25 protein-coding genes are annotated in these 21807 nt (G+C 43.4%); 5 read left to right on the forward strand and 20 right to left on the reverse strand.

The features are described 5' to 3' along the window. Position 1: 1 nt before the first annotated feature. The 6 genes from A5867_RS14330 to A5867_RS14355 all read right to left on the reverse strand — a co-directional run bounded on the left by A5867_RS14330 (position 2) and on the right by A5867_RS14355 (position 5037). Positions 2–1570 (reverse strand): alpha-L-arabinofuranosidase C-terminal domain-containing protein, encoded by a 1569-nt coding sequence (locus A5867_RS14330; RefSeq protein ID WP_087627870.1) that lies wholly within the window; start codon positions 1568–1570, stop codon positions 2–4. Between the two features lie 131 nt (positions 1571–1701). Next, entirely contained in the window at positions 1702–2331 is a 630-nt protein-coding gene (locus A5867_RS14335; protein WP_087627871.1) for a GyrI-like domain-containing protein, read from the reverse strand. A 147-nt stretch (positions 2332–2478) separates the two neighbouring features. Beyond that, entirely contained in the window at positions 2479–3831 is a 1353-nt protein-coding gene (gene celB / locus A5867_RS14340; protein WP_087627872.1) for a PTS cellobiose transporter subunit IIC, read from the reverse strand. Next, a complete protein-coding gene (locus A5867_RS14345; RefSeq protein ID WP_087627873.1) occupies positions 3824–4342 on the reverse strand; it encodes a hypothetical protein in 519 nt (172 codons plus the stop codon). The genes celB and A5867_RS14345 overlap by 8 nt, the downstream gene beginning before the upstream one ends. Beyond that, positions 4332–4688: a PTS lactose/cellobiose transporter subunit IIA gene (locus A5867_RS14350; protein ID WP_087627874.1), complete on the reverse strand. Its 357-nt coding sequence runs from the start codon at positions 4686–4688 to the stop codon at positions 4332–4334. The genes A5867_RS14345 and A5867_RS14350 overlap by 11 nt, the downstream gene beginning before the upstream one ends. A 13-nt stretch (positions 4689–4701) precedes the next feature. Continuing rightward, entirely contained in the window at positions 4702–5037 is a 336-nt protein-coding gene (locus A5867_RS14355) for a PTS cellobiose transporter subunit IIB (RefSeq protein ID WP_005228578.1), read from the reverse strand. 256 nt (positions 5038–5293) lie between these two features. On the opposite strand from A5867_RS14355, the gene A5867_RS14360 reads away from it, so the two are divergent. Then, complete coding sequence (locus tag A5867_RS14360) at positions 5294–5614, forward strand: helix-turn-helix transcriptional regulator (RefSeq protein WP_005228576.1); 321 nt, start codon at positions 5294–5296, stop codon at positions 5612–5614. A gap of 121 nt (positions 5615–5735) precedes the next feature. Here A5867_RS14360 and A5867_RS14365 read toward each other — a convergent pair whose 3' ends face one another. The 13 genes from A5867_RS14365 to A5867_RS14425 all read right to left on the reverse strand — a co-directional run bounded on the left by A5867_RS14365 (position 5736) and on the right by A5867_RS14425 (position 16123). Beyond that, complete coding sequence (locus A5867_RS14365; protein WP_005228575.1) at positions 5736–6416, reverse strand: amino acid ABC transporter permease; 681 nt, start codon at positions 6414–6416, stop codon at positions 5736–5738. Then, positions 6416–7267: a transporter substrate-binding domain-containing protein gene (locus tag A5867_RS14370; protein ID WP_015510211.1), complete on the reverse strand. Its 852-nt coding sequence runs from the start codon at positions 7265–7267 to the stop codon at positions 6416–6418. The genes A5867_RS14365 and A5867_RS14370 overlap by 1 nt, the downstream gene beginning before the upstream one ends. A 12-nt stretch (positions 7268–7279) precedes the next feature. Further along, positions 7280–8731, reverse strand: a complete 1452-nt coding sequence (locus A5867_RS14375) for an amidase (protein WP_087627875.1) — start codon at positions 8729–8731, stop codon at positions 7280–7282. 259 nt (positions 8732–8990) lie between these two features. Then, on the reverse strand, positions 8991–9833 hold the full coding sequence (locus A5867_RS14380) for a DUF368 domain-containing protein (RefSeq protein WP_015510213.1): 843 nt from the start codon (positions 9831–9833) through the stop codon (positions 8991–8993). 122 nt (positions 9834–9955) lie between these two features. Continuing rightward, a complete protein-coding gene (locus tag A5867_RS14385) occupies positions 9956–10465 on the reverse strand; it encodes a GNAT family N-acetyltransferase (RefSeq protein ID WP_015510214.1) in 510 nt (169 codons plus the stop codon). A gap of 113 nt (positions 10466–10578) precedes the next feature. Then, positions 10579–11205, reverse strand: a complete 627-nt coding sequence (locus A5867_RS14390; protein WP_010749841.1) for a glycosyltransferase — start codon at positions 11203–11205, stop codon at positions 10579–10581. Positions 11206–11382: 177 nt separating this feature from the next. After that, on the reverse strand, positions 11383–12486 hold the full coding sequence (locus A5867_RS14395; protein ID WP_010749842.1) for an alpha-hydroxy-acid oxidizing protein: 1104 nt from the start codon (positions 12484–12486) through the stop codon (positions 11383–11385). 151 nt (positions 12487–12637) lie between these two features. Then, the gene (locus A5867_RS14400) at positions 12638–13054 is read right to left on the reverse strand and encodes an NUDIX domain-containing protein (protein WP_086337969.1); all 417 of its coding nucleotides are present in this window, start codon (positions 13052–13054) and stop codon (positions 12638–12640) included. 104 nt (positions 13055–13158) lie between these two features. Then, entirely contained in the window at positions 13159–13476 is a 318-nt protein-coding gene (locus A5867_RS14405; protein ID WP_005228559.1) for a DUF1292 domain-containing protein, read from the reverse strand. Between the two features lie 22 nt (positions 13477–13498). Then, positions 13499–13930 (reverse strand): Holliday junction resolvase RuvX, encoded by a 432-nt coding sequence (gene ruvX / locus A5867_RS14410; protein WP_005234242.1) that lies wholly within the window; start codon positions 13928–13930, stop codon positions 13499–13501. Next, a complete protein-coding gene (locus A5867_RS14415) occupies positions 13930–14196 on the reverse strand; it encodes an IreB family regulatory phosphoprotein (protein ID WP_005228556.1) in 267 nt (88 codons plus the stop codon). Before A5867_RS14415 ends, ruvX begins: the two co-directional genes overlap by 1 nt. Positions 14197–14341: 145 nt before the next feature. Beyond that, positions 14342–15172: a TIGR03943 family protein gene (locus A5867_RS14420; protein WP_087627877.1), complete on the reverse strand. Its 831-nt coding sequence runs from the start codon at positions 15170–15172 to the stop codon at positions 14342–14344. Positions 15173–15175: 3 nt separating this feature from the next. Beyond that, positions 15176–16123, reverse strand: coding sequence for a permease (locus tag A5867_RS14425; RefSeq protein WP_087627878.1), 948 nt, complete (start codon positions 16121–16123; stop codon positions 15176–15178). Between the two features lie 220 nt (positions 16124–16343). Between A5867_RS14425 and A5867_RS14435 the strand changes: the two genes are divergently transcribed. Continuing rightward, positions 16344–16706, forward strand: coding sequence for a thioredoxin family protein (locus tag A5867_RS14435; RefSeq protein WP_015510225.1), 363 nt, complete (start codon positions 16344–16346; stop codon positions 16704–16706). 93 nt (positions 16707–16799) lie between these two features. Here A5867_RS14435 and A5867_RS14440 read toward each other — a convergent pair whose 3' ends face one another. Beyond that, positions 16800–17474, reverse strand: a complete 675-nt coding sequence (locus A5867_RS14440; protein ID WP_005228549.1) for a redox-sensing transcriptional repressor Rex — start codon at positions 17472–17474, stop codon at positions 16800–16802. Between the two features lie 217 nt (positions 17475–17691). Between A5867_RS14440 and A5867_RS14445 the strand changes: the two genes are divergently transcribed. The 3 genes from A5867_RS14445 (at position 17692) to ald (ending at position 21701) form a co-directional block, all read left to right on the forward strand. Further along, complete coding sequence (locus A5867_RS14445) at positions 17692–19623, forward strand: ABC-F family ATP-binding cassette domain-containing protein (protein ID WP_087627879.1); 1932 nt, start codon at positions 17692–17694, stop codon at positions 19621–19623. A 100-nt stretch (positions 19624–19723) separates the two neighbouring features. Then, positions 19724–20446 (forward strand): C39 family peptidase, encoded by a 723-nt coding sequence (locus tag A5867_RS14450; protein ID WP_016608824.1) that lies wholly within the window; start codon positions 19724–19726, stop codon positions 20444–20446. Between the two features lie 148 nt (positions 20447–20594). After that, positions 20595–21701 (forward strand): alanine dehydrogenase, encoded by a 1107-nt coding sequence (ald, locus tag A5867_RS14455; protein ID WP_015510228.1) that lies wholly within the window; start codon positions 20595–20597, stop codon positions 21699–21701. Positions 21702–21807 lie beyond the last annotated feature (106 nt).

The raw sequence follows: 21807 nt of genomic DNA on the forward strand, positions 1-21807 counted from the left end.
GTCACACCTTTCTTTCCTTTACTTTGAATTGATAAACAGAAATTGATGCTGCCTTACTAGTTACACTGATTTGATCGTCCTGACAATAGACATCTTGGATCTTTTTGGTCGTCACTGTTTCGGGCTTCCCAAACTCGTTGAAAGCGCACATCGTTTCTCCGGTGAGCTCTTCACCAGTAACGAACTCCACTGGCAAATCAAAAAATATCGTGACTGCTTCTTCTTCGTTATCAGAAGTATTAATAATGTTTAATGTAAGCAGATTTTCTTTGATCGAGGCAAAACTATATATTTTTTTCAATGTCGGTTCATCTGAACGGGTAAAGGTCGGAGCATCGTCTGAAAGTGCAACTACATTGCCGTTTTGATGATTTTGATAAAGTTTAAATACATAATAATTAGGTGTAAGAACAGTTTCTTCTCCTTTCGTAAGAAATAATGAGTTAAGAACATTTACTGATTGTGCGACACACGCCATTTTTACCTTATCCGCATTTCGATGGAAAATATCCAATGTTAATGCGGTTGTAATGGCATCTCTCATGGTACTTTGCTGCCATAAAATAGAAGGAGCATTAAAGTCAATATTGTGCCAGTTCCCCCATTCTCCCACAATTAAATCGACATTTATATCCGTTGCAAACGCCCCTTCTTCTTGAGGAATCTGCTTGATGCCGTCTTGAATCAATGCATACTGCTCTTTAATGACATCTTCTAATTCAAGTGCCCCATTAATGACTCGATACCATGCATCAATGCTAAAATCCGTGATAAGATCTTTCGAATCTTCTAAATTCCAATTATAAAAGTGCAAATCGTATCCATTGATTCTCGGTTTGCGGTATTTTCCAAGTTCATTAAAAAAGTCTTTTGTCCATTCAACACGTTCTTTCGGCTTATTTCCATCTGGACCCACGGCAATCATTTTCATTTCTTTACTTGTTTTCACCCACGGCAAACCGACACCAAAGCTAGGAATAGCACTGGTATGCTTGCGGTATTCATCCGCATAGGCTTGCGCAGTATAATTGCCTCCGCCAGCCCAACTTTCATTCCCAATCCCCCAATATTCGACATTATATGGTTCACTACGCCCATTAGCTGCACGTTCATTTGCCAAAGAGGTACCAGTTTCTCTATTTACATACTCAACCCACTCCCTTGTTTCTCGGGTCGATCCCGTCAACATATTGATATTAAACCATGGCTTCGCCCCCACTAACTCGCATAATTTCATAAATTCATGAGTCCCGAATTCGTTATTTTCCCTCGTCATTGTCCCAAAATTCTCATTAAAGTATGTTGGTCGTTCCTTCCTGGGCCCTATCCCATCTCGCCAATGATAGACATCCGCGAAACAGCCACCCGGCCACCTTAAAACAGGCGGCTTGATTACTTTAAGTGCATCAACAACATCTTTTCTTAAGCCATGATAATTGGGAATAGAAGAGTCTTCCCCTACCCAAATCCCGTCATAGATACCGCTCCCAAGAAACTCAATAAATTGTCCATGAAGCTCCGGCTGAACGACAGCACCTCGTTTTTGTGACTCAATAATTATTTTTACCAATAGAATCGCTCCTCTCTTGATAAGAAAAGCATAATTTTTTTGGTAACGCTTTTATATCAGAATATTTTCCTTCCTATCATAAAATTTAAAAAAGAAAAATGCTCTTCAAGCGATGCTTGAAAAGCATTTTTTTATTCCCCTTTTTCTACTGCCCATCGCAGGACGGTTTTGGCTTTATCTGGTGAAACTTTTCGCGGATCAGACAAATAGATTTCTCGATGCTGGAACGTGTCCATCGTTGGACGGATCACTAACTGTTCTTGTTTTAACAGCTCCTTCATTTTCGCAAAGGTTTCCGCTTCAGTGTCAAAAGAGCCTGTATGCATCGCTTGCAGGCACAATCCTTCTTCATAGCGCTCAAAGATGAGCTTTTCTAGATTTGGATTGTCTTTCTTCTCTTTGACGGCCAAGAGCTGTTCTTGAAACAGTGTTTCCGTGACTGGTTCTGGTTGGCGAATCATGATTTTGTAGATCAATTCTTCTTTGTTGACGGCACCGGCTGGCTTTGTCAGAGAGGTCCACACACCTTCTAAAGGAAAGACCGTGTATTCAAAGGGTTCATTGCCAAAAGCCCCTTTTTTTAACCCCATCCTGAGTGAATAAGAAATCGTATATAAAGCGGCGATCTCTTCGCTGAATTCAGGTCGATTCGGATTGCCGCTGCCGCTTAAACTGATAAATTGATACGTTGGCACCTCGATCACTGTTGGTTTTTTGGGAAGATAGAGCTCTTTTTCTAGTTTGCGCCATTCATACTTCATAAGGACCCTCCTCGATTTGCTTTTCTTTATTTTACCATGAAAAAGAAGGACCATTGTAAAAACAGTTATCCCTTCAACTGCAAAGGGACAACTGTTTTTTTCTTATAGGGATAATGTAGCTACTTGCTGTTTTCCCAACTGCTCGTCTTATGCGGCTTCTTGTTCTTCTTTCAGCAATTTTGTGTCATAAAACTTCGCAAATGGAAAATAGATCAAGAAAGAAACAACTGCACAAACAATGGCAACGACGCCTGCACGCCAGTCTCCACCGGTGCCAATAAAGCCACCAAGTCCAACGGGTGTTGGGAAAGGAATATTGGCGATCATGGGACGAATCAATTCCATCCTTGTGGCAAAATACGCGATCGTGGCGGATGCCATCGGTGCTAACAAGAAAGGAATTGCTAAATAAGGATTATAGATGATCGGCACGCCAAAAATGATCGGTTCATTGATATTGAAAATCGACGGGACGATGGCAGCTCTCCCTAATACTTTCATCTGTTTCGATTTAGCAATGTAGATCATAAATAAGGTAAAACCAAGGGTTGCTCCCGAACCACCTAATGTCACGTACCCGTTGGTAAATTGGCCTGCTAATGGGAAACTCGCCCCTTCAACATTGGCAGCTAAATTAGCTAACATGATCGGGGTGATCAGTGGACTAATGATATTGAATCCATGAATCCCTACCAACCACAAGGCATGCGCGAGGAAATAAATCACCATGATTCCCAACCAGCTATCCGTAAGGTGGGTAACAAACCCGAACGGAATTGCTACTAGTTGAAAAATATCCGTCCCTAAAACAACTAAAACACCATTGATGGTAAGAACCACGACTGCCACCACAAAGGCTGGTATCAGTGCCGTAAAACTACGAGCCACACCTTCAGGCACTTCTTCCGGCATTTTGATGACCCAGTTGTTTTTTACACAGAGACGATACAACTGAACAGCAACGACCGCCATCACGATCCCAGTGAAAATACCAACAGTTCCTAAACGTGCGACCCCATCGGCACCAATCAACCAACCATTGATCAGCCCTTCTTCCACATCATTCATCCGTGTCATTTTTCCGCCGTCAAAAACAAGCTGAGGAATCGACATCAATGTAGCAAAAACACCTAACAACGCCCCATTGATCGGCGTCAGGTCGAGATTCTCCTCGACTTGAATGATCTTGGAATACTCATAGCCCAGAACGATACAAAAATATAATGCCAATAACCCCATGGTCGTACTATTTGCTAACATATACAAATCACTGAAATTCAAAAAAGTCGCTTCAAAAAAGTTAGCTAAAAACGGAAACGTGATCGGTAAAATGTTGAATACTAAAAACATTGAGCCTACGATCGTAAAAGGAATCGACGCCATCCCTGCCGCCATGATGCTACGAACGATTTTGTATTGGGAAATCTTTCCCATCGGACCCATTACTGCTTTTTCCAAAAGTTGAAATAGTTTATTGTTCGATTCTGTCAAATCAATCACCCTTTCTTTCTATCTCTTCAAATTCGCGTATCCATTGCCAATGTCGGTCTTCATTGCGAAAAATTTTCTTCAGTTTTCTGATACCACTCCATGCAAAGACGCCACTTATCCAGAGAACTATGCGAACATACTCGGTACTTTGCGAGGTGAAATAGGGGAAAATAACTTCTGTCACTCCAAAAAAAGTCAATAAAAAAAGAATGGCCATTGTCCCCATTTGAAGGCGTAAATACCAAGTTGTAAAAAAGAGTTGCTTGGGAACGATAATTGCGTGGTGTCCATATAAGCGGATAAACTCACTGATCGCTCCCATTGAAAACAGCAACAGGCTCAGTGGAACCACACGCAGCCATTGCCCTGCCAAAGAAGCAGCCAACAGCCAATATAGGTTAAAAAAGAAAAAGAATGCGACTAAATACCGCAATAGCAACAGCCGTTGAAAATAGAGATTTTTCTTCGTCAGTTTTTGCGACGCATCTCTTTGAGCAACTTTTGCTTGCTTACTCGCCATCTGCATTCCTGCATTGGATCGCTTCTTCAAGGCTACTCATTTTTTGATAAATCCCTAGCATTTCTAGTGCTACTTCTCTGAGGGTCATGGTTGTCATCAAATGATCTTGTGCATGGATCAACAAGATATCGCAGGTAAATGAAGTCCCTGAAGCATATTCTTGCAGCATTTTTGACTGGATGCGGTGGGCTTTGACTAATGAATCACTGGCTGTGTCCAACAACTCTTGCGCTTCTTGACAACTGCTGATTCGCATCTGTTCAAAGGCTTGATGAATCATCGTGCGGGCATCACCGCTTGCTAAAATAAGTTCAAAGGATATTTCTTGAATTTTTTCACTATCCATAGCCTACCTCCATTTATTTCGCACTTTTCTCTAATGCAACACTTTCTTTGACTAGCTGTGCTAATTTCTCGATCCCGATCGGTATCGGAATATATGCTTGCGGGGGAATATTCACGATTGGTTTGCCGTATTTATCGGCGCTTTTCTTTAAATTGGCAAAATGCATTTTCGTTTGCGGGCTAACTAAATATAAATCATACTCATCCTTAGCGATCGTAGCGATCCCCTCTGAAGCAGAGATGGCATCGATCCTCACTGACCAGCCTTCTGTGGTTAAAAAGCTTGTTCCTTTTTTAGCGATCAACGATGAAGACATGCCTGCTGCACAAATTATCAATACTTTTTTCATTTCACTTCCTCCTTTTATGAAACGCTTCCATTTTGGTGTATCTATTCCTTTCTTCTACCCTCCTTCATGCTATAAAAAAATCCTTGAGAACGATTCACTATCTGCTGATTCTTACAGGTAGTAATCCTTCTTCACATAAATAGTATTACATATCGAGTACTTTGTAAATGTAATAAAACTCTATTAGTGATATAAAACATTAATTTCTTTCTGCTTCTATCGTGTCATAGTAGAATAATTTTGTGGAGGGGATTTCATGTTTAAAGATCGTTTAAGACAGTTGCGGAAAACGCGATCTGGTTTAACACAAGCAAAAATGGCAAAATATTTAGGAATCGCCAAAACAACCTATGCTTCGTATGAGCAAGGCAATCGGATGCCCGATATTGAGATCCAAAAAGAACTTGCTGATTACTTCAATGTCAGTCTCGATTATTTGCATGGACGTCCGAATGATTTGGAAGCCCTCTCTATGAAACAGATTCGTGTGGCTTCAAGAATCAATGAGGACTTTACTGAATATCAACTATCTGAAATCATTACCTTTATCGAATTCATAAAAAACCGCCCAGAGTAAACGGTACTATTCTGCCTTTTTTCTCTGGCTAACTTGTGGTGCTGCTTCATTACCTAAAAAAACTGCTGTCAATGTCTCATAAGGAAACATTGACAGCAGCTGAAGAGCCTCGGCTCTTTTTTTATTGTCTTACAGCCTCATTAGCGGCAAAGCGTTTTGAAAAATGTTGTTCTAATCGCTTTTGCCCGGCTTCAATCAAAATACACAACAGCCAATAGATGATGGCAACTAGCACATACATGGACATGTAATCAAAGGTTCGTCCGCCAACGATCTTAGCTTTTTGAAAAATATCAGGAATCGTGATCATTGCTGCCAAGGAGGTTCCTTTCAGCAAATCCATTGCCACATTACTCAATGCCGGTACAGAAATACGAAAGGCTTGTGGCAAAATAATCAGACGCATCGTTTTCGTAAAGGATAACCCTAACGCATAGGCAGCATCAAATTGCCCACGATCCACACCAGCAATTGATCCTCGGTAGATTTCCCCGATAAATGCGCTGCTGGTCAATGTAAAACAGATGATCGCAGCACTAAGCGCCGACAATTGATAAGGCAAGCCAAAATACAGTAGGAACAACAAGACCAACGCTGGGACGCCTCTTAAAAATGAGAGGTAGCCCCGCACGAACCCTCTAATGATGGGGTTTTCCAGCATCCCTAAGAAGGTGAGCATGATCCCTAATACGTTGCCTCCTAGAAACGAAACGACAGCAATGCCGACCGTATAGGACAAGCCCGACAGCAAATAGGGCAATGACTCCCACATCAACGGCAAATCAAGGGTTGGAATATACATTAGTCTGTTTCAACCGTTTGGATCGCTTGATCAGATTTTACTGAAATATCGGTTTGAAAATACGTTTCCGCAAGTTCTTTTAAACGGCCGTCTTCTTTCATTTCTGCTAAAACAGCATCCACTTTTTCCTGCAATGCCTGATGATCTTTCACAAATAAGAAGCCCGTTTCATTCGGATTAAAGTAGACATCTTCTAAAATTTTAACAGGGATATCTGGCAAAGCAGCGACTGCCATTTTTTGCAAATAGTAATCATTCAAGATCACATCCGTTCGACCATTCGCAACATCTGTCAAATACTGATCATTCGTTGCGTTATCGTAAGTCACTAATTCTGCCCCATAGGATTCGGCTAAGCGCATGTAACTGGTATTCGGTTCACCAGCAGCTTTTTTGCCATCCAAATCTTCTAAAGAAGCAATCCCAGAGTCATCACTTTTTCGCACGATCATACTATCGAACGAGTATTTGATAGGCGTTGAGAGACTGAATTTTTCCGCCCGTTCATCTGTCAAACCAAAATCGTTGGCAGCAAAATCGGCTTCTCCACGTGTTAAAGAAGAAACTTGTCCATCGACATTGTACTCTTTAAATGTGATCTCTACGCCTAATCGTTTGGCGACTTCTTTTGCCACATCGACATCATAGCCCACTAATTCATTTTCATCGTTATAGTAAGACGATGGATACAAGGTTCCCGAAGTAGCAACAACCAATGTTTTGGCTTCTTCCACCTTACTTAGACTCGTGTCTTCTTCCGTTGGTTTGCTGCAGGCACTTAACAAGACTCCCGCAAATAAACCTAAAAAGCCAACCATTGCAACGATTTTCCCTTTTCTAACTTGTTTCATAATATCCTCCTCTTAGTCTCCTTGTTTTGGCAACAGAAATCGTTGCTGTGTTTCAAATAAATAGCCGACTTGGAAAAGTAGATCTTCTCTGCCTTTAGACGCCATAAATTGGATCCCTAGCGGCAACCCTTCCTCACTGAGAGCAGTTGGCAAGCTGATGGCTGGCTGCCCCGTTAAATTGGCTAATTGAGTGTAAGGTGTCAGAGCATAGCTCTTGGCAAACATTTCTTCGATCAACTCACCCGCAGCACTTTTTCCAAGCGTCTCGATCTCATGCAGTCTTTGGCGTATGCTATCGCTTTGTAAGTCTTCCTCGATCAAAGGGGCTGGAAAAGCTGTCGTCGGTGTTAAAAAGAGATCATAGGTCGAAAAGACTTCTTCCATTTTTTCTGCCAGCTGATCCCACCACTGCAAGGCAAGAACGTAATCGGCGACCGGCAGTTTTTTGCCATATTGGTAAAGTGCCCAGGTCATCAATTCCATCTCTTCCCGTCTGACCGGTTCCTGACGAGCAGCATCGATCTCAGCAAACATCGCAGCTGTTTCGCCGCCATTCATGGCGTAATAAGTGGTCATCATTTGCTGACCATCCACTGGATAGCCCACTTCAATGACTTCGTGCCCCTGCTTTTCTAAAAATGCGGCTGCACTTCGGACTGCTTGGATGGCAGTTTCAGACACTTGTCCACCGGTCGGCGATGCGGTAGTAAAAGCAACCTTCAACCGCGGTTTTTGACTCGCTTGCTGATGATGCCATTCTACTTGCGGTGCCTGATAAGGGGCTGCCGGCTGTGACGTCCGCAACGCATAAAACAACTGTTCCGTATCACGCATAGAAAGCGTCAACGCAAAGTTGATGGAAGCGCCTTGCCAGCTGCGCCATTCACTAGGACCCACTGGCATCGTGCCACGGGTTGGCTTCAAACCGATCAATCCGCTAAAGGAAGCTGGAATGCGGATCGATCCGCCGCCATCACTGGCACCTGCAATCGGAAACATCCCCGAAGCCACTGCCGCTGCCGCACCACCACTGGAACCACCAGCTGAATAGGCAGGATTCCACGGATTACGTGTAGGTCCATACAATGTTGGATCAGTGATATTTTTGAATCCAAATTCTGGTGCATTGGTTTGCCCTAACGGCACAAAGCCCGCCTCTTCTAAACGAGAGACAAAATGAGCCGTGCGGCTGGCTCGTGCTTTTGCAAACAGTTTGGCTCCTGACGTTGCTGGCCACCCTGCTTTGGTTTGGCCGAGTATTTTTAACGGCATGGGTTGTCCACCAAAAACCGTTTTTTGAAGATGCTGCTCGTAATGCTGGATCGCTGCTTGCGGATCAAATGTTACAAGCGCATTCAAAAGCGAATTTTGTTGATTGACTTTTTCTTCGATCATCGCCACCCGCTCGGCAAAGCTGATTTGTCCTTGCCGCAATTGTTCCGCCCAATAGGTCGCATCTTGCATGCTTGTCCCTCCTTTTTCTCAATAACCTCAAACAATTATCTAAACTGTAACACATGGGAAATTCTTCTTTATATAGACTACAATATACCAAACACTAGGAAATCTTTCAACAAAAATAGAACAGTTTTTAAACCTGTATCATATCGTTATCAAACGTTCCCATCTTTTTACTACCAGTTGTCGACCAACGCTTCTTCTTAGCTGTCCCCATCATTACCTAACAAAAACGGCACATCGCCAAACGATGTGCCGTTTTGATTTACTTGTATTTTTCTTCCAGCTTGCTCATCCAAAGACCTAACCAAGCCCCCAAGACAAACAAGATAATTCCGATGACAGCCGTTACCCAAGTAAAGCCGCTATAGTTTGCCACCGGAGGAATCACGATCAATATCGTTGAGGCAATAACGATCCCTAAAATGAAGTGATAGACTTTTGAATGATAATGGGTCAATAGCCACTCCATCAATTTCGAAAACAGCAGCATCACTGCCAAGCCGCCAATGGCGATCGGTAGAAAGACCCCCATGATGTCAAAGCTCTTAAAGCCTTTCAACATCGGATCATAAAGTCCCAAAACGAGCAAAAGGTTTGAAGGACTCAAGCCAGGAACCAAAACACCTAACGCGATCAGACCGCCGGCGATCACAAAACCTATGAAATTGGCAGGGATCGTTCCTAAGATATCGCCCATAAAATAGAGGAACAAGAAGCCGATGACCATACTGCCGAAGAACCAAAGCAGGTCGCCGGTTGTCCGTTTGCTTTTCAAGGTCGATTCTTTAGCAAGTGCCGGTAACGTCCCAATAATTGCCCCCGCAAAGCCCCACAAAACGATGATTTGATAGTTTTGCAGCAGCCACTCTAATGGCTTTGATAAAAGCCCGATCCCTACGATTCCCCCGATCCCTACTGGCAGGAAAAAGAGGAGATTCTCTTTAAAATTCTTCGTCAGATGTGCCATAAAGCGCAGCATCCGCTCATAAATGCCTAAGATGGCTGCCAATACGCCACCTGAAACACCAGGCAAGATAAAGCCCAAGGCAATCACCACGCCTTTAAGAAAACGTGACAAAATACTTTCGTTTCTCTGTTTTTCCATTTACAATTGCTCTCCTTAGCGATGGTTTTCACCAATCGTTCTTTTTTCATCAATCCCTTTAACTATACTTGATTGCCAAAAAAATGGAAAGTAATTTCTAATTCCTCATACAAAGGCAGATTTCAAAGTTCTTTCAGCATCAAGAAATCCGTCTGCTCATCATCCCCCATAAAAAAGGAGTGACTGCCAACTCTTTCAAAGCCCATCGTATGATAAAAAGCCAACGCATTGTCGTTAAATTCCCAAACGCCTAACCAGATCGACTTTTTCTGCAGCTCTTTGGCGGTCTCTTGAGCAAACAGCAGCAGTGTTTTGCCATAGCCTCTGCGCTTATGTTCTTTTTTGATATAGATTCGTTCAATTTCCAACCCCTCTGGGGCAATCGCTTCCGTTTGCGCCTCACCCCAGTTAAGTTTGATATATCCTACGGTTTGATCATTTTCTTGTAAAAAATAAAACGCCGACTGCGGATTTTCTAACTCTCGGGTCAGTTTCGGCAGATTGTAGGCTTCTTCTAGATAGATACGAGTATTTTCCTCCGTATTGAAAGGAGCAAATGTATCGTAATAGGTGGATACGCTGATTTCTCCCAATTCTTCTAAATCTGCCAAAGTACATCGTTTGATAGCCATCAAAACGCCTCCTCATTTTTTCAAGCTATTCTATCACATCTCCATCATCCCTTGCAAAAGCAAAAAGGACGGACAGCTTTCCCCACTGTCCGTCCTTTCATAGACTTACTCTTTTACAACCAAGAGCCAGAAAACTGATGGATCACCATCGTACTCGGATCTTCCTCGACCTCACCAGTGATATAGCTTTTTGGTGAAAACGTCATTTGCGGGAAGATTTCTACACCCTTAACGGTTTGTCGTTGATTATTCAATTCTAATCCGTGGTTTTGCAACAGTTCCGTCACTCGGATCACATTGGTGACGACATCTTCCGTTTTTTCTGCCCGGACAAATTTTCGGTCATCGTAATCGTGGTACCATTCTTCCATAAAGGGATGATGCGGCACCGCTCCAATGATCCCCGTAGAAATCTTGGTTTCGATCTCAAAGCCCATAAATGCCTCCAGTGTCAAGAGCTCATCTAAAGGTTTGACCACCTCGATATCGGTATCCATATAAATACCGCCTTCTGTCACTAATGCATACAGACGAACCACATCTGACACAAAGGCCCATTCTTCTTGGTCATAAGCCTCTTTTAGATAAGGACCGAATTTTGAAAGGTCGATCGTCGATTCATCCCAACGTTTGATCTCATAATCCGGACAATATTTTTTCCAGGTATCCATGTATTTCTTTTCTTGTTCACCTAATGGATTGCCGCCAAACCAGCAATAATGAATAATTTTTGGAATCATCAATCTCTCTCCTTTAGTTTATTGGTCTCTTTTAAGTGTAGCTGATTTTGCAATTGTTTCAAAATCATATACACTTTTTTCAGCGAAAGCAGTTGCTCCTGCTCCTGGGCATGATCAGAAAAATCCATTAAAAAAAGCACCAGAATCAGCGATTCTAGCGCCTTTTTGAGGGATTACTTATAAATAGCGATTGTCCCGTAAAACGGCTTTTTTAATATCTGCCACCGTTTGCGTCCCCGCAAGCTGCATGACCATCTCCAATTCTTTTTTGAAGAAATCAAAGACTTGTTGAACACCGGTAGCACCACCTAGAGCCAACCCATAGATCACTGGGCGGCCGATCGCCACTAGATCTGCTCCGCAAGCAATCGCTTTAAAGACATGCTGTCCTCGCCGTACCCCGCTATCAAAGACGATCGGCGCCCGACCTGCCACTGCTTCAGCCACGATCTGTAAGGAATCAAAGGAAGCTGGACCACCATCCAATTGGCGTCCCCCGTGATTTGAGACCCAAATCCCTTGTGCACCTGCCCCTAAAGCTCGTTCCACATCTTCTTCTGATTGCACCCCTTTGACATAAACTGGTAAATCAGATTCTTTGGCGATAAAAGCGACATCCTGGGGACTTAATTTTTGTTTTGAGGAGCCGTAAACGGCATCCATCGTTTGTCCGATCCCTGATTGATAGGCCTGAACGATCGGCATTGCCAACGGAAAGGTGAAGCCATTGCGGCGATCCGTTTCTCGATTGCCCCCAACAGTTGCATCTGCGGTCAAAACGATCGCTTTGGCGCCATTGCGTTTTGCCATCGCCAAGATGTCTTTATTGATGCCATCGTCTTTACTCATATAGAATTGGAACCACTGCGGCGCTTCTTGGCCACCAGCTGCTCGGATTTCTTCCAACGTACAAGAGGCATACGAACTCGCCGTATAGATCGTGCCAAAACGTGAAACACCTTTGGCTGACGCTTGTTCTGCCGCAACATTTGCTAAGCCGTGGGCGGCAACAGGCGCCATAATGATTGGCGCTGACAACGTATCGCCGCCAAAGGACAACGTTGTGTCCGGTAATTCAATGTCCTTTAAGACATGAGGAATAATCAATTTGTGATTGAAGGCGCGTTCATTTTCTTGATAGGTAAAAATATCTCCCGCACCACTGCTGATATAGCCATACCCACCTTTAGGAATCACTTCCTCTGCCGCGATCTCCAAATCGCGCATATTGATAAAATCGATTGCTCCTTCTGCGGTACTTGCTTGATAAATTTTTTCCATGCCTTTCCCTACTCTCCAATAAGATAACGTTTACATTTTCATCCTACCCCTGATTGCAGGATCACGCAACTCATTCGCTCACTCCTACTCAACACGCTGCTTTTACTTTTCCACTCAAGACAGCCCTCCATTTGAGTGGGCTGAATTATTTTTATGTTCGTGAGAAATATTCTGCCAATAACAACGGCTGAATCGTTGGATATGTCCAGTTGGCAGGCGGCTCTGCCATTACATAGATTGCTTCGATCTCTGAGGTCAATTCATCCTGCAAGTCCGTGATCTGGGCTTCAAACACCAAGCCATAATCGGTCTCCCCGTTTTTTTCTACACCATAGATAAATAACGGTTCTAGGGTAAAGTGCTTGGCGCCTGTTTCTTCTTTTAATTCACGGGCAGCACACTCTGTGATGCTTTCTCCTAGTTCTCGCTTGCCTCCAGGGATCTCCAATGTGTCTCGTTCTTTGTGTTTGACATAGACGAACTTTTCTTGGTACTTGCTGATGATCACGGCAAAAACTAGCTGCTCTTCTGCGATCTTTTCAAGCTCGAATATCGTTACGTTACTCATTTTTCTCATTCCTTTCAAAAAAGCAGACATGCTTCTAAAATAAACAGTCGTTAAATCAAAAAAAGTGCTGATCCCTTATGGAAAGGGTCAGCACTTGCAACTTATTACTCTTCTTCTTCCGCCATGAATGTGTTGAAGACTTCTTCAATCATATCCCATTCTGCTTCTGTTTCGATCTGTTCTAATTCACCTTCAGAACCGTCTTCGTTTTCAATATAAGCGTACGCTTGTAATTCAACGTCTTCTTCTTCTGGTACGCCTGCTGGATAAAGCAAGACGTAGTTGCGGCCGAATTCTTCCGTACCGTCAACCGTTAATAGAATTTCGTATAAGGTTTCATTTCCTTGATCATCGATTAAAGTAATGTGTTCATGTCCTTCATGATCGTGATCGTGGTTATGATCGTGTGTATGTTCTGACATTTATTTTCCTCTTTTCTGTAAATTAAAACAGCTGTTTCCCAGCACCATCTAAATAATTCTGCAAAATCATGACTGCTGCTAATTTATCAATCACTTTTTTTCGTTTGGCACGCGATGTATTCGCCTGTTCTACCAGCATTCGTTCTGCTTGAACGGTCGTCAGACGTTCGTCTTGGTAAACGACCGGCAAACCGAATTGCTGTTCGATCGCTGCGCCGTAAGCCATAGAAGCTTCCGCTCTAGGTCCGATCGTATTATTCATATTTTTAGGTAGTCCTACCACAAAACGTGAGACTTCATATTCTTTCACCAATTCAGCAAGTCGATCATAACCGAAATTGCCTTCATCTTCATTGATGCGAATGATCTCGATCCCTTGTGCTGTCCAGCCCATTGGGTCACTGACCGCCACGCCGACTGTCCGCGAACCAACATCCAATCCCATGATTCTCATTATAGGTTGATCCCGTGATTGCCTAAATAATAACGGATCAGAACTTCCATGATCTCATCCCGTTCGTGACGACGAATCAAATTCCGGGCATCCCGATAACGAGGAATGTAAGCCGGGTCGCCAGAAAGGAGATAACCGACGATTTGATTGATCGGATTGTATCCTTTTTCCTCTAATGCTCGGTAGACGATAGCTAATGTTTCGCTGACTTCTTTTTTACGGCTATCATCAAAATCAAAGCGAACTGTTTCATCTGTAAAACCCATTTCACGACACCTCTCTTTTGTATAGATTTTAGCATATGTTCCTACTATATTGTACTAAACGTTTGATAAAACTACAAACATATGCTTAGATTTTCTCCATTATAACAAAGGTTTATGATGTTTTTATGAACTTTCTTAAAAAAAGCTAGAAAGCGCGATAGACATACTGGTTTTCTGGTGCTTCAATCGTCTTCTCTTGGTCTGCTACCACCATCGGCAAGTCCCGTTTGAAGGGTTGATAGTACTTCGATTGGATCGTCCCTTCCACGTGGAGCCACTGGTTATTTTCTGCCGTTGTTTGTTGCGGTAATTCCACTCGCAAACCAAAAACGCCTGAATCAGCCACACAATGGATAATGCCAAAACGAAACAAAAAGATTTCATTGGCATCATCTTGATCTGCATGGTACACAAATCCATCATAGGTGATTTTCTTGCCAATAAATTCGCTCGGGTACGTATAGATCAACTCCATGACTTCCAAGTAATTTTCTTCCGTTACCGCAATCGTCTCATCTTTGGCGTAACGTGCCAATGCTGCATCCATCTGAGTGTCATAATCTTCTTTGTTAAAATAAAGACTTGTATCGGGTTTCAGATATTGGGTCGTCATTTCTGGATCCCCCACAGATTCTTCACTTAGGGGGAAATTAAACCCTTTTGCTTCAACGATCGTCGTATCCAAGCTAACGGTGGGGAAAAAGAGACCCACGATGATCGGTAAGGCTAATAGAAAATACGCAATCACTCGTTGGTGTTTTTTCTCTAATCCATGCTGGTGCTCATCGTCATGATGATGCTCGGGCTCTTGTTTGACCCAAAAATACAGCTGGACCAAAGCCAATAATAAAGAAATGATCATGGATAAAATAGCGAGATAGCGATAATGAATGTTGATAAACTGATTAAGTTTGCCCGTCACTTGCAAATACATCATCAATTCAAAATAGCCTGATAAGATCAAAAAACGAATCATTCTTTACACCACCCATGCATAAATTGAAACGACGATTGCGACTAAACCAACTAAAGAAGCGATAAAACGCCCCGAAAAGTACCGCTTCATCATCAACAGGTTTTTAATATCTACCATTGGACCAAAAACCAGGAAACCGACGACTGGTCCCGTGCCGAATAAACTCAACAACGAAGAGCCGATAAAGGCATCTGCTTCGGAACATAAGGATAACGTTAATGCCAACAGCAGCATGACAAAGACCGCTAACAGCTTCGTGGAGCCTAATGTCAGCATCAAGCCAGTTGGCAGATAGGTCTGCATCGCTGAGGCGATCAACGCACCAATGATTAAATAACGCCCAGTATCGAAAAACTCATCCAAACTATGCTGCAACAAATGACGAATCTGCCGAAGGAGTGGATGGCTGGTCTTTTCCGTTTGATGGTGGGCGTGAGCATGCCCATGATGGTGTGGGTGAGCTGCCTGCTCATTCCCGCCACTTAATTGATTGGCAAGCCGTGTTTTTAAGACCTCTTGTTTGTTAAAATACGCCAGCCAGATCCCCACGACCATTGCGACCAATAAGCTGCCCAGTACACGCAAAAAGGCGAACTTCGCGGAATTTCCAAAGGCAATGAATGTAGAAAAAATCACGATTGGATTGATGATCGGTGCAGTCAGCATAAAGGCAAACGCCGTATACACTGGCACCTCTTTTTTTACGAACTGATTAACGATCGGTACGATCCCACATTCGCAGGAAGGAAAAAAGACCCCCAGACCACAACCAACTGTGATCGATGCCAATTTGTTTTTTGGTAAGAGTCTTGTGACTCTTTCTGGCGTCAAGAAGACTTGTAAGGCACCTGAGATCAAGCAGCCCAATAGGACAAACGGCAAGGCTTCAATGACGATAGATAAAAAAATAACACTCATTTGCAGGACAGAATTCGGTAATGCCTGAAACATAACTTTAACCTTCTTTATCAATAAATTCGAAACGCTGGAATTACTATACGTTTTTTCCTTTTTTTATACAACGTTTTTTTTAAAGCAGCCTATTTTTTTAATCGTTGCTTTAGATTTCCCTTATCTTTGAATCCTTCTTATTCACCTAAGCGATCAGCTGCTAGCAGATATTTTGACTTTTCCTCAAGAACAGCGTACATTTTCCATGGAGGAATGACTTATGCAAAAAAATCAACCGATCCAAGAGCAGCTCGCCCAACAACCGTTGGCACTACTCTATCTCTCTCAACCGAATTGCAGTATTTGTGTTGCAGACAAACCACGCATCCAAAAACTGGCACAAACCCAGCAACTCCCCCTATTTACCATCAACACGCTGGCAGAGCCAGAAGCAGCCAGTTTATTTTCGGTCTTGACGGTTCCCGTCGTCCTCTTGTTCGCGAATGGGAAAGAAGTGCATCGTGAAGCCCGCATCATCGATTTCACACGTTTGACTCAACAAATCTTGCGATATCAAGAAGCGCTCACAAGCGTTGAAGAGCAAGATTCCTACGAATCACTTTTTGACCAGTTAGACGAGTAAGATCAGTGGTGAAAAAGCAAAAAACAGCTGTCAGATCGTTGTATATACTACGATCTGGCAGCTGTTTTGTTGGTTCCTATTTATGTGATGCGATTATTCGCTTAGTGATGGTTCTTCTACTGGTTCTTCATGGGACAAGACGTTGCCTGAATGCAAGAAATAAATCAATGTTTGCAATTCATTGGTTAAGTCAACGTTTTGAATCAGCACGCCTTTTGGTGCAGTGATCCGTGCAGGTGTAAAGTTCAAGATTCCTTTAATGCCAGCTTTCACAAGCTCGTTCACTAAATCTTGTGAATGTTGTGCGGGAACCGTCAAAATAGCCACATCGATCTGCTGTATCTTCACTTGTTCCTTCATGTCATCCATTGGATAGACCGGCACACCATCTACGATTCGACCAACTAGATCTTCGTTGACATCAAATGCAGCACTGATCCGAATGCTGTTGCTTTGGTGAAATTTGTATTTCAACAAGGCGCTCCCCAAGTTTCCGACACCGACTAAAGCTACATTCGTCATGTGGTCTTCGTTCAATGTCTTCGCAAAGAACTGCATCAAGCTTTCAACGTCATAGCCATAGCCGCGTTTTCCTAATTCACCAAAGTAGGAAAAGTCGCGGCGGATCGTCGCACTATCAACTTGAACAGCTTCACTTAGTTCGGTCGAAGAAACTTTTAATTTGCCAGCTTGGTGCAAAATACGCAAGTAACGATAATATAAAGGCAATCGCTTCGCTGTTGCCTTTGGAATTTGATGATCTTTCAAAGAATACTCCCCCATTGTGAAAAATTCACTTGTGATGAAGCTATCATAACAAATACATTGTTCAAAAATCAATTTGAATGCTCATAATTTGAAATATAAATTTTATAATGGTAAAATCAAACTTTTTCCCAATCGCCGTTTCCCTTAAAATATGATAGACTTGTAGTATTGCAACCTTGATACAGACAAGTTTCTTAAAGATAGGAATGACATACACATGATTTTATTACAAGCCAACCAAATCGCCCGTCTTTTCGGAGCCGAGGTTTTATTTGAAAATATCCAATTAGAGATTGCCAGCAATTCCCGAATCGCGCTTGTTGGGCGCAACGGTGCTGGTAAATCAACGCTACTGAAAATTATTGCTGGACTCGAAAGTCCTGATAAAGGAACGATCGCTAAAAATAAGACCGCTACGATGGGCTACTTAGCTCAAGATACCGGACTTGATAGTCAAGCCACCGTTTGGGAAGAAATGCTAGGAGCTTTTGCAACGGTTCGGCAGATGGAGCAGCGCATGCGTACCTTAGAGATCGCCATCTCCGAAGCAGATCCTGCTGCTGACTCTGGCAATCTCCTGAAAGAATACGACCAATTGCAGCATGAATTTGCAGAAAAAAATGGCTATGGCTATGAAAATGAGATTCGCTCCGTCTTGCACGGTTTTCAGTTTGATCCTTCTTTTTACACGCAAGCAATCAATACCCTTTCTGGTGGTCAAAAAACCCGCTTGGCATTAGCAAAAATGCTGCTGCAAAAACCTGATATCTTGATCCTCGATGAACCGACCAACCATTTAGACATCGAAACGTTATCTTGGTTGGAAAACTATCTACAAGGATATGCCGGTGCATTGCTGATCGTTTCCCATGACCGTTACTTCTTAGACAAAGTCGTCAACGAAGTCTACGAACTGAGTCGCCAAAAAATGCGCCACTACAAAGGCAATTACAGCCGCTATTTGACCCTGAAAGCGGAGCAACTGCAAAGTGAATGGAAAGCCTTTGAAAAGCAGCAAGAAGAAATCAATAAACTGGAAGACTTTGTTGCCCGCAACCTTGTCCGTGCGTCTACCACCAAACGCGCGCAAAGCCGCCGTAAGCAATTAGAGAAAATGGATCGGCTGGATCGCCCGCAAGGAGATGAAAAATCCGCCCACTTCCTTTTTTCCATTGAAAAGCCTTCAGGAAATGTTGTGATGCAAGTAGAAAATGCCGCTATCGGTTATTCTGAAGAAGAAGTCTTATCGGCGCCCATCGACTTAGATGTTCGGCGCAAAGATGCGATCGCTTTAGTGGGACCGAATGGGATCGGCAAATCAACCTTACTGAAATCGCTGATTCATAAAATCCCCTTTATTCAAGGAAAGGTCCATTTTGGCGCCAATGTCTCAATCGGGTACTATGACCAAACTCAATCCGATCTGCATTCAACCAAAACGATCCTCCATGAGCTTTGGGATGACCACAGTACCACACCTGAAGTCGAGATTCGCAATATATTAGGCAGCTTCTTATTTTCGGGAGAAGATGTTGAAAAGCCGATCACGCTGTTAAGCGGTGGCGAAAAAGCCCGTGTCGCTTTGGCAAAATTAGCCATGGACCATGACAATTTCTTGATTTTGGATGAGCCAACCAACCATTTAGACATCGACAGCAAAGAAGTCTTAGAAAATGCGCTGATCGATTATGAAGGCACTTTGTTCTTCGTATCTCACGACCGCTACTTTATCAACAGAATCGCAACCAAGGTCGTGGAACTATCTGAAAACGGCAGCAAGCTCTATCTCGGCGATTACGATTATTATTTAGAAAAGAAACAAGAAGAAGCTGAGATCGCAGCGATGTTGGAAGCAAAAACAACCGAAACCACCCTCTCAGCGGGCAAGCAAAACTTTGTCCAAAGCAAGGAACAGCAAAAAGCCGTTAGAACCTTACAGCGAAAAGTCACCCAAATCGAAGAAGAACTTGCCGCAATAGAAGAAACGATCCAACAACTGGAACAAGACATGACCGCACCAGATGCGTTGAATGATCATGTCAAATTGACCGCGTTGAATCAAGCGTTAGAACAAGCCCGCACTGAACAAGAAGCTCTACTAGAAGCATGGGAAAATACCAGCTTAGAACTAGAAGCATTTGACAGTTGATCAAGGAATCGGTCTGTAGGCCGATGACAAGCGCCCCCTCCTTTGTTTTACTTAAAAGAACAGGATGAATACGTACGATTCGTAAAACAAGGAGGGAAAAATGCAAAAACAGACAGATGTTTATCGAAAGCGTCGGCCAATGGTTGTTTTGGCAGGATTGGTGTTGATTTGGATAGGGTTCAATCGAATCTCTCATCACGTGTTGTACGGAGAGTTGTCCGAACACGTGCACACCGTCGTTGCCTATGATGAGAGTTATGACGACGAATATGTTTATTCTCAGGCTATCTTTAGTGATGACATCAATGCTTATTTATGGGAAATGGACATCACGACACCGATTTTCTTGCAGACGAACGAAGATTGGGCCGATAGATCCTATGGCAATGACGGCAGCCAAACCTTAGCAGAAAACGGCTGTGCGATTGCTTCTCTTGCGATGGTTCAATCCTATCTTGAAGGCTATCCCATTTCGCCACTAGAAGTCCTTGATTGGGCAGGAGATCATTATTACGTTGACGGCCAAGGAACGGACTGGCGGATTTTTTCTGACTTTGCCGATGCAAACGGCTACAACTACTATGATCTTGGCACAGATCTAGCCAGTGTTGAAGCTTACTTGCAACAAAATCATCCCGTCATCGTTTCTGTGACTCCAGGGGAATTTACAGATGGCGGCCATATTATGGTCTTAGGTGGAATGATGGACGATCAAGTGTTTGTCTTAGATCCCAATGATGATCCAGAAAAATCCCATTACGCTATCTATTACACACTAGATGAAATCGCTAATCAAAGCTTACGCTTTTGGACCTTCAGCTGATTGATCAAAAAAAGTCCCCTTTCGGGGCTTTTTTCTTTGTCGTGGCGTAGGCAGCAACTGGATCTTACTTTTTTAATAAAAAAACCATTCTTTCTCCCCTTGGGAATCCGCTTTCTATTATAATGGAAGAAAGAAAGGTGTGAAGTCTATGAAAATCGGTATCCCAAAAGAAATCAAGAACAATGAAAATCGTGTGGCATTGCCGCCCTCGGGAGTCTATGAGTTAGTCCAAGACGGACACGAAGTCTTCGTTGAACAAGGCGCTGGTGCAGGATCAACCTTTTCTGATCAAGCGTATCAGGAAGTCGGTGCTACGATTGCTACCGCTGAAGAGGTTTGGGCCTCTGAATTGGTTATGAAAGTCAAAGAACCTTTACCAGAAGAATACCCCTTTTTGCATGAGGGACTGGTTTTATTCACCTATTTCCACGTAGCCGCCAATCAACAGCTTGCTCAAGCGTTGATCGACAGCAAAGTGATCGCTGTTGCTTATGAAAACGTCCAGCTGGCGAACGGCACCCTGCCTCTGCTATCGCCTATGAGTGAGATCGCTGGAAGAATGTCTGTTCAAATCGGCGCACAATTTCTCGAAAAAATATATGGCGGAAAAGGGATCCTGCTTTCAGGTGTTCCCGGTGTCCGTCAAGGTCGGGTAACGATCATTGGTGGTGGCGTTGCCGGTGAGAATGCCGCGAGAGTCGCTGTAGGTTTAGGCGCACAAGTGACGATTTTAGACGTTTCGATCCCACGCTTACAAGAGCTGGATCGACAGTTTTCTGGTCAAGTTCAAACCTTGTATTCCAATCGCTTGAATATCGAACGAACGATCCAATCCGCAGACTTGGTGGTAGGAGCCGTCTTATTGCCAGGACAAAAAGCTCCGTGCTTAGTGACCCGCGACATGGTGAAACAGATGCCTGAAAAATCCGTGATCGTCGATATTGCCATTGACCAAGGCGGAATTTTTGAGACCGAAGACAAAGTCACCACCCACGACGAGCCAACCTATATCCGGGAAGAAGTTATTCACTATGCAGTGGCGAATATGCCAGGTGCTGTGCCGCAAACGGCAACCATCGCATTGAGCATTGCCACCTTACCGTATGCCCAGCAGCTAGCCAATGATCCTTTAGCAGCGTTGCGAGAAAATCAGGCACTTGCCAAAGGGGTCATCGCCTATGAGGGCGCATTTACTTCAAAAGAAGCCGCTCACGATCTGTCATTGCCTTTTACCGATCTATCGGAATTGATTTGAGCCACTCCCCCACAATAAAAACAGCAGCCGCACAAGTAATTCGCGGCTGCTGTTTTGCTTTCTATGAGAATTTCCTTTTTTGGGTAGCATGGGCTTTGGAAGTATG

The organism is Enterococcus sp. 6D12_DIV0197 (assembly GCF_002174385.1).
In the GTDB taxonomy this organism is placed as follows: domain Bacteria; phylum Bacillota; class Bacilli; order Lactobacillales; family Enterococcaceae; genus Enterococcus_D; species Enterococcus_D casseliflavus.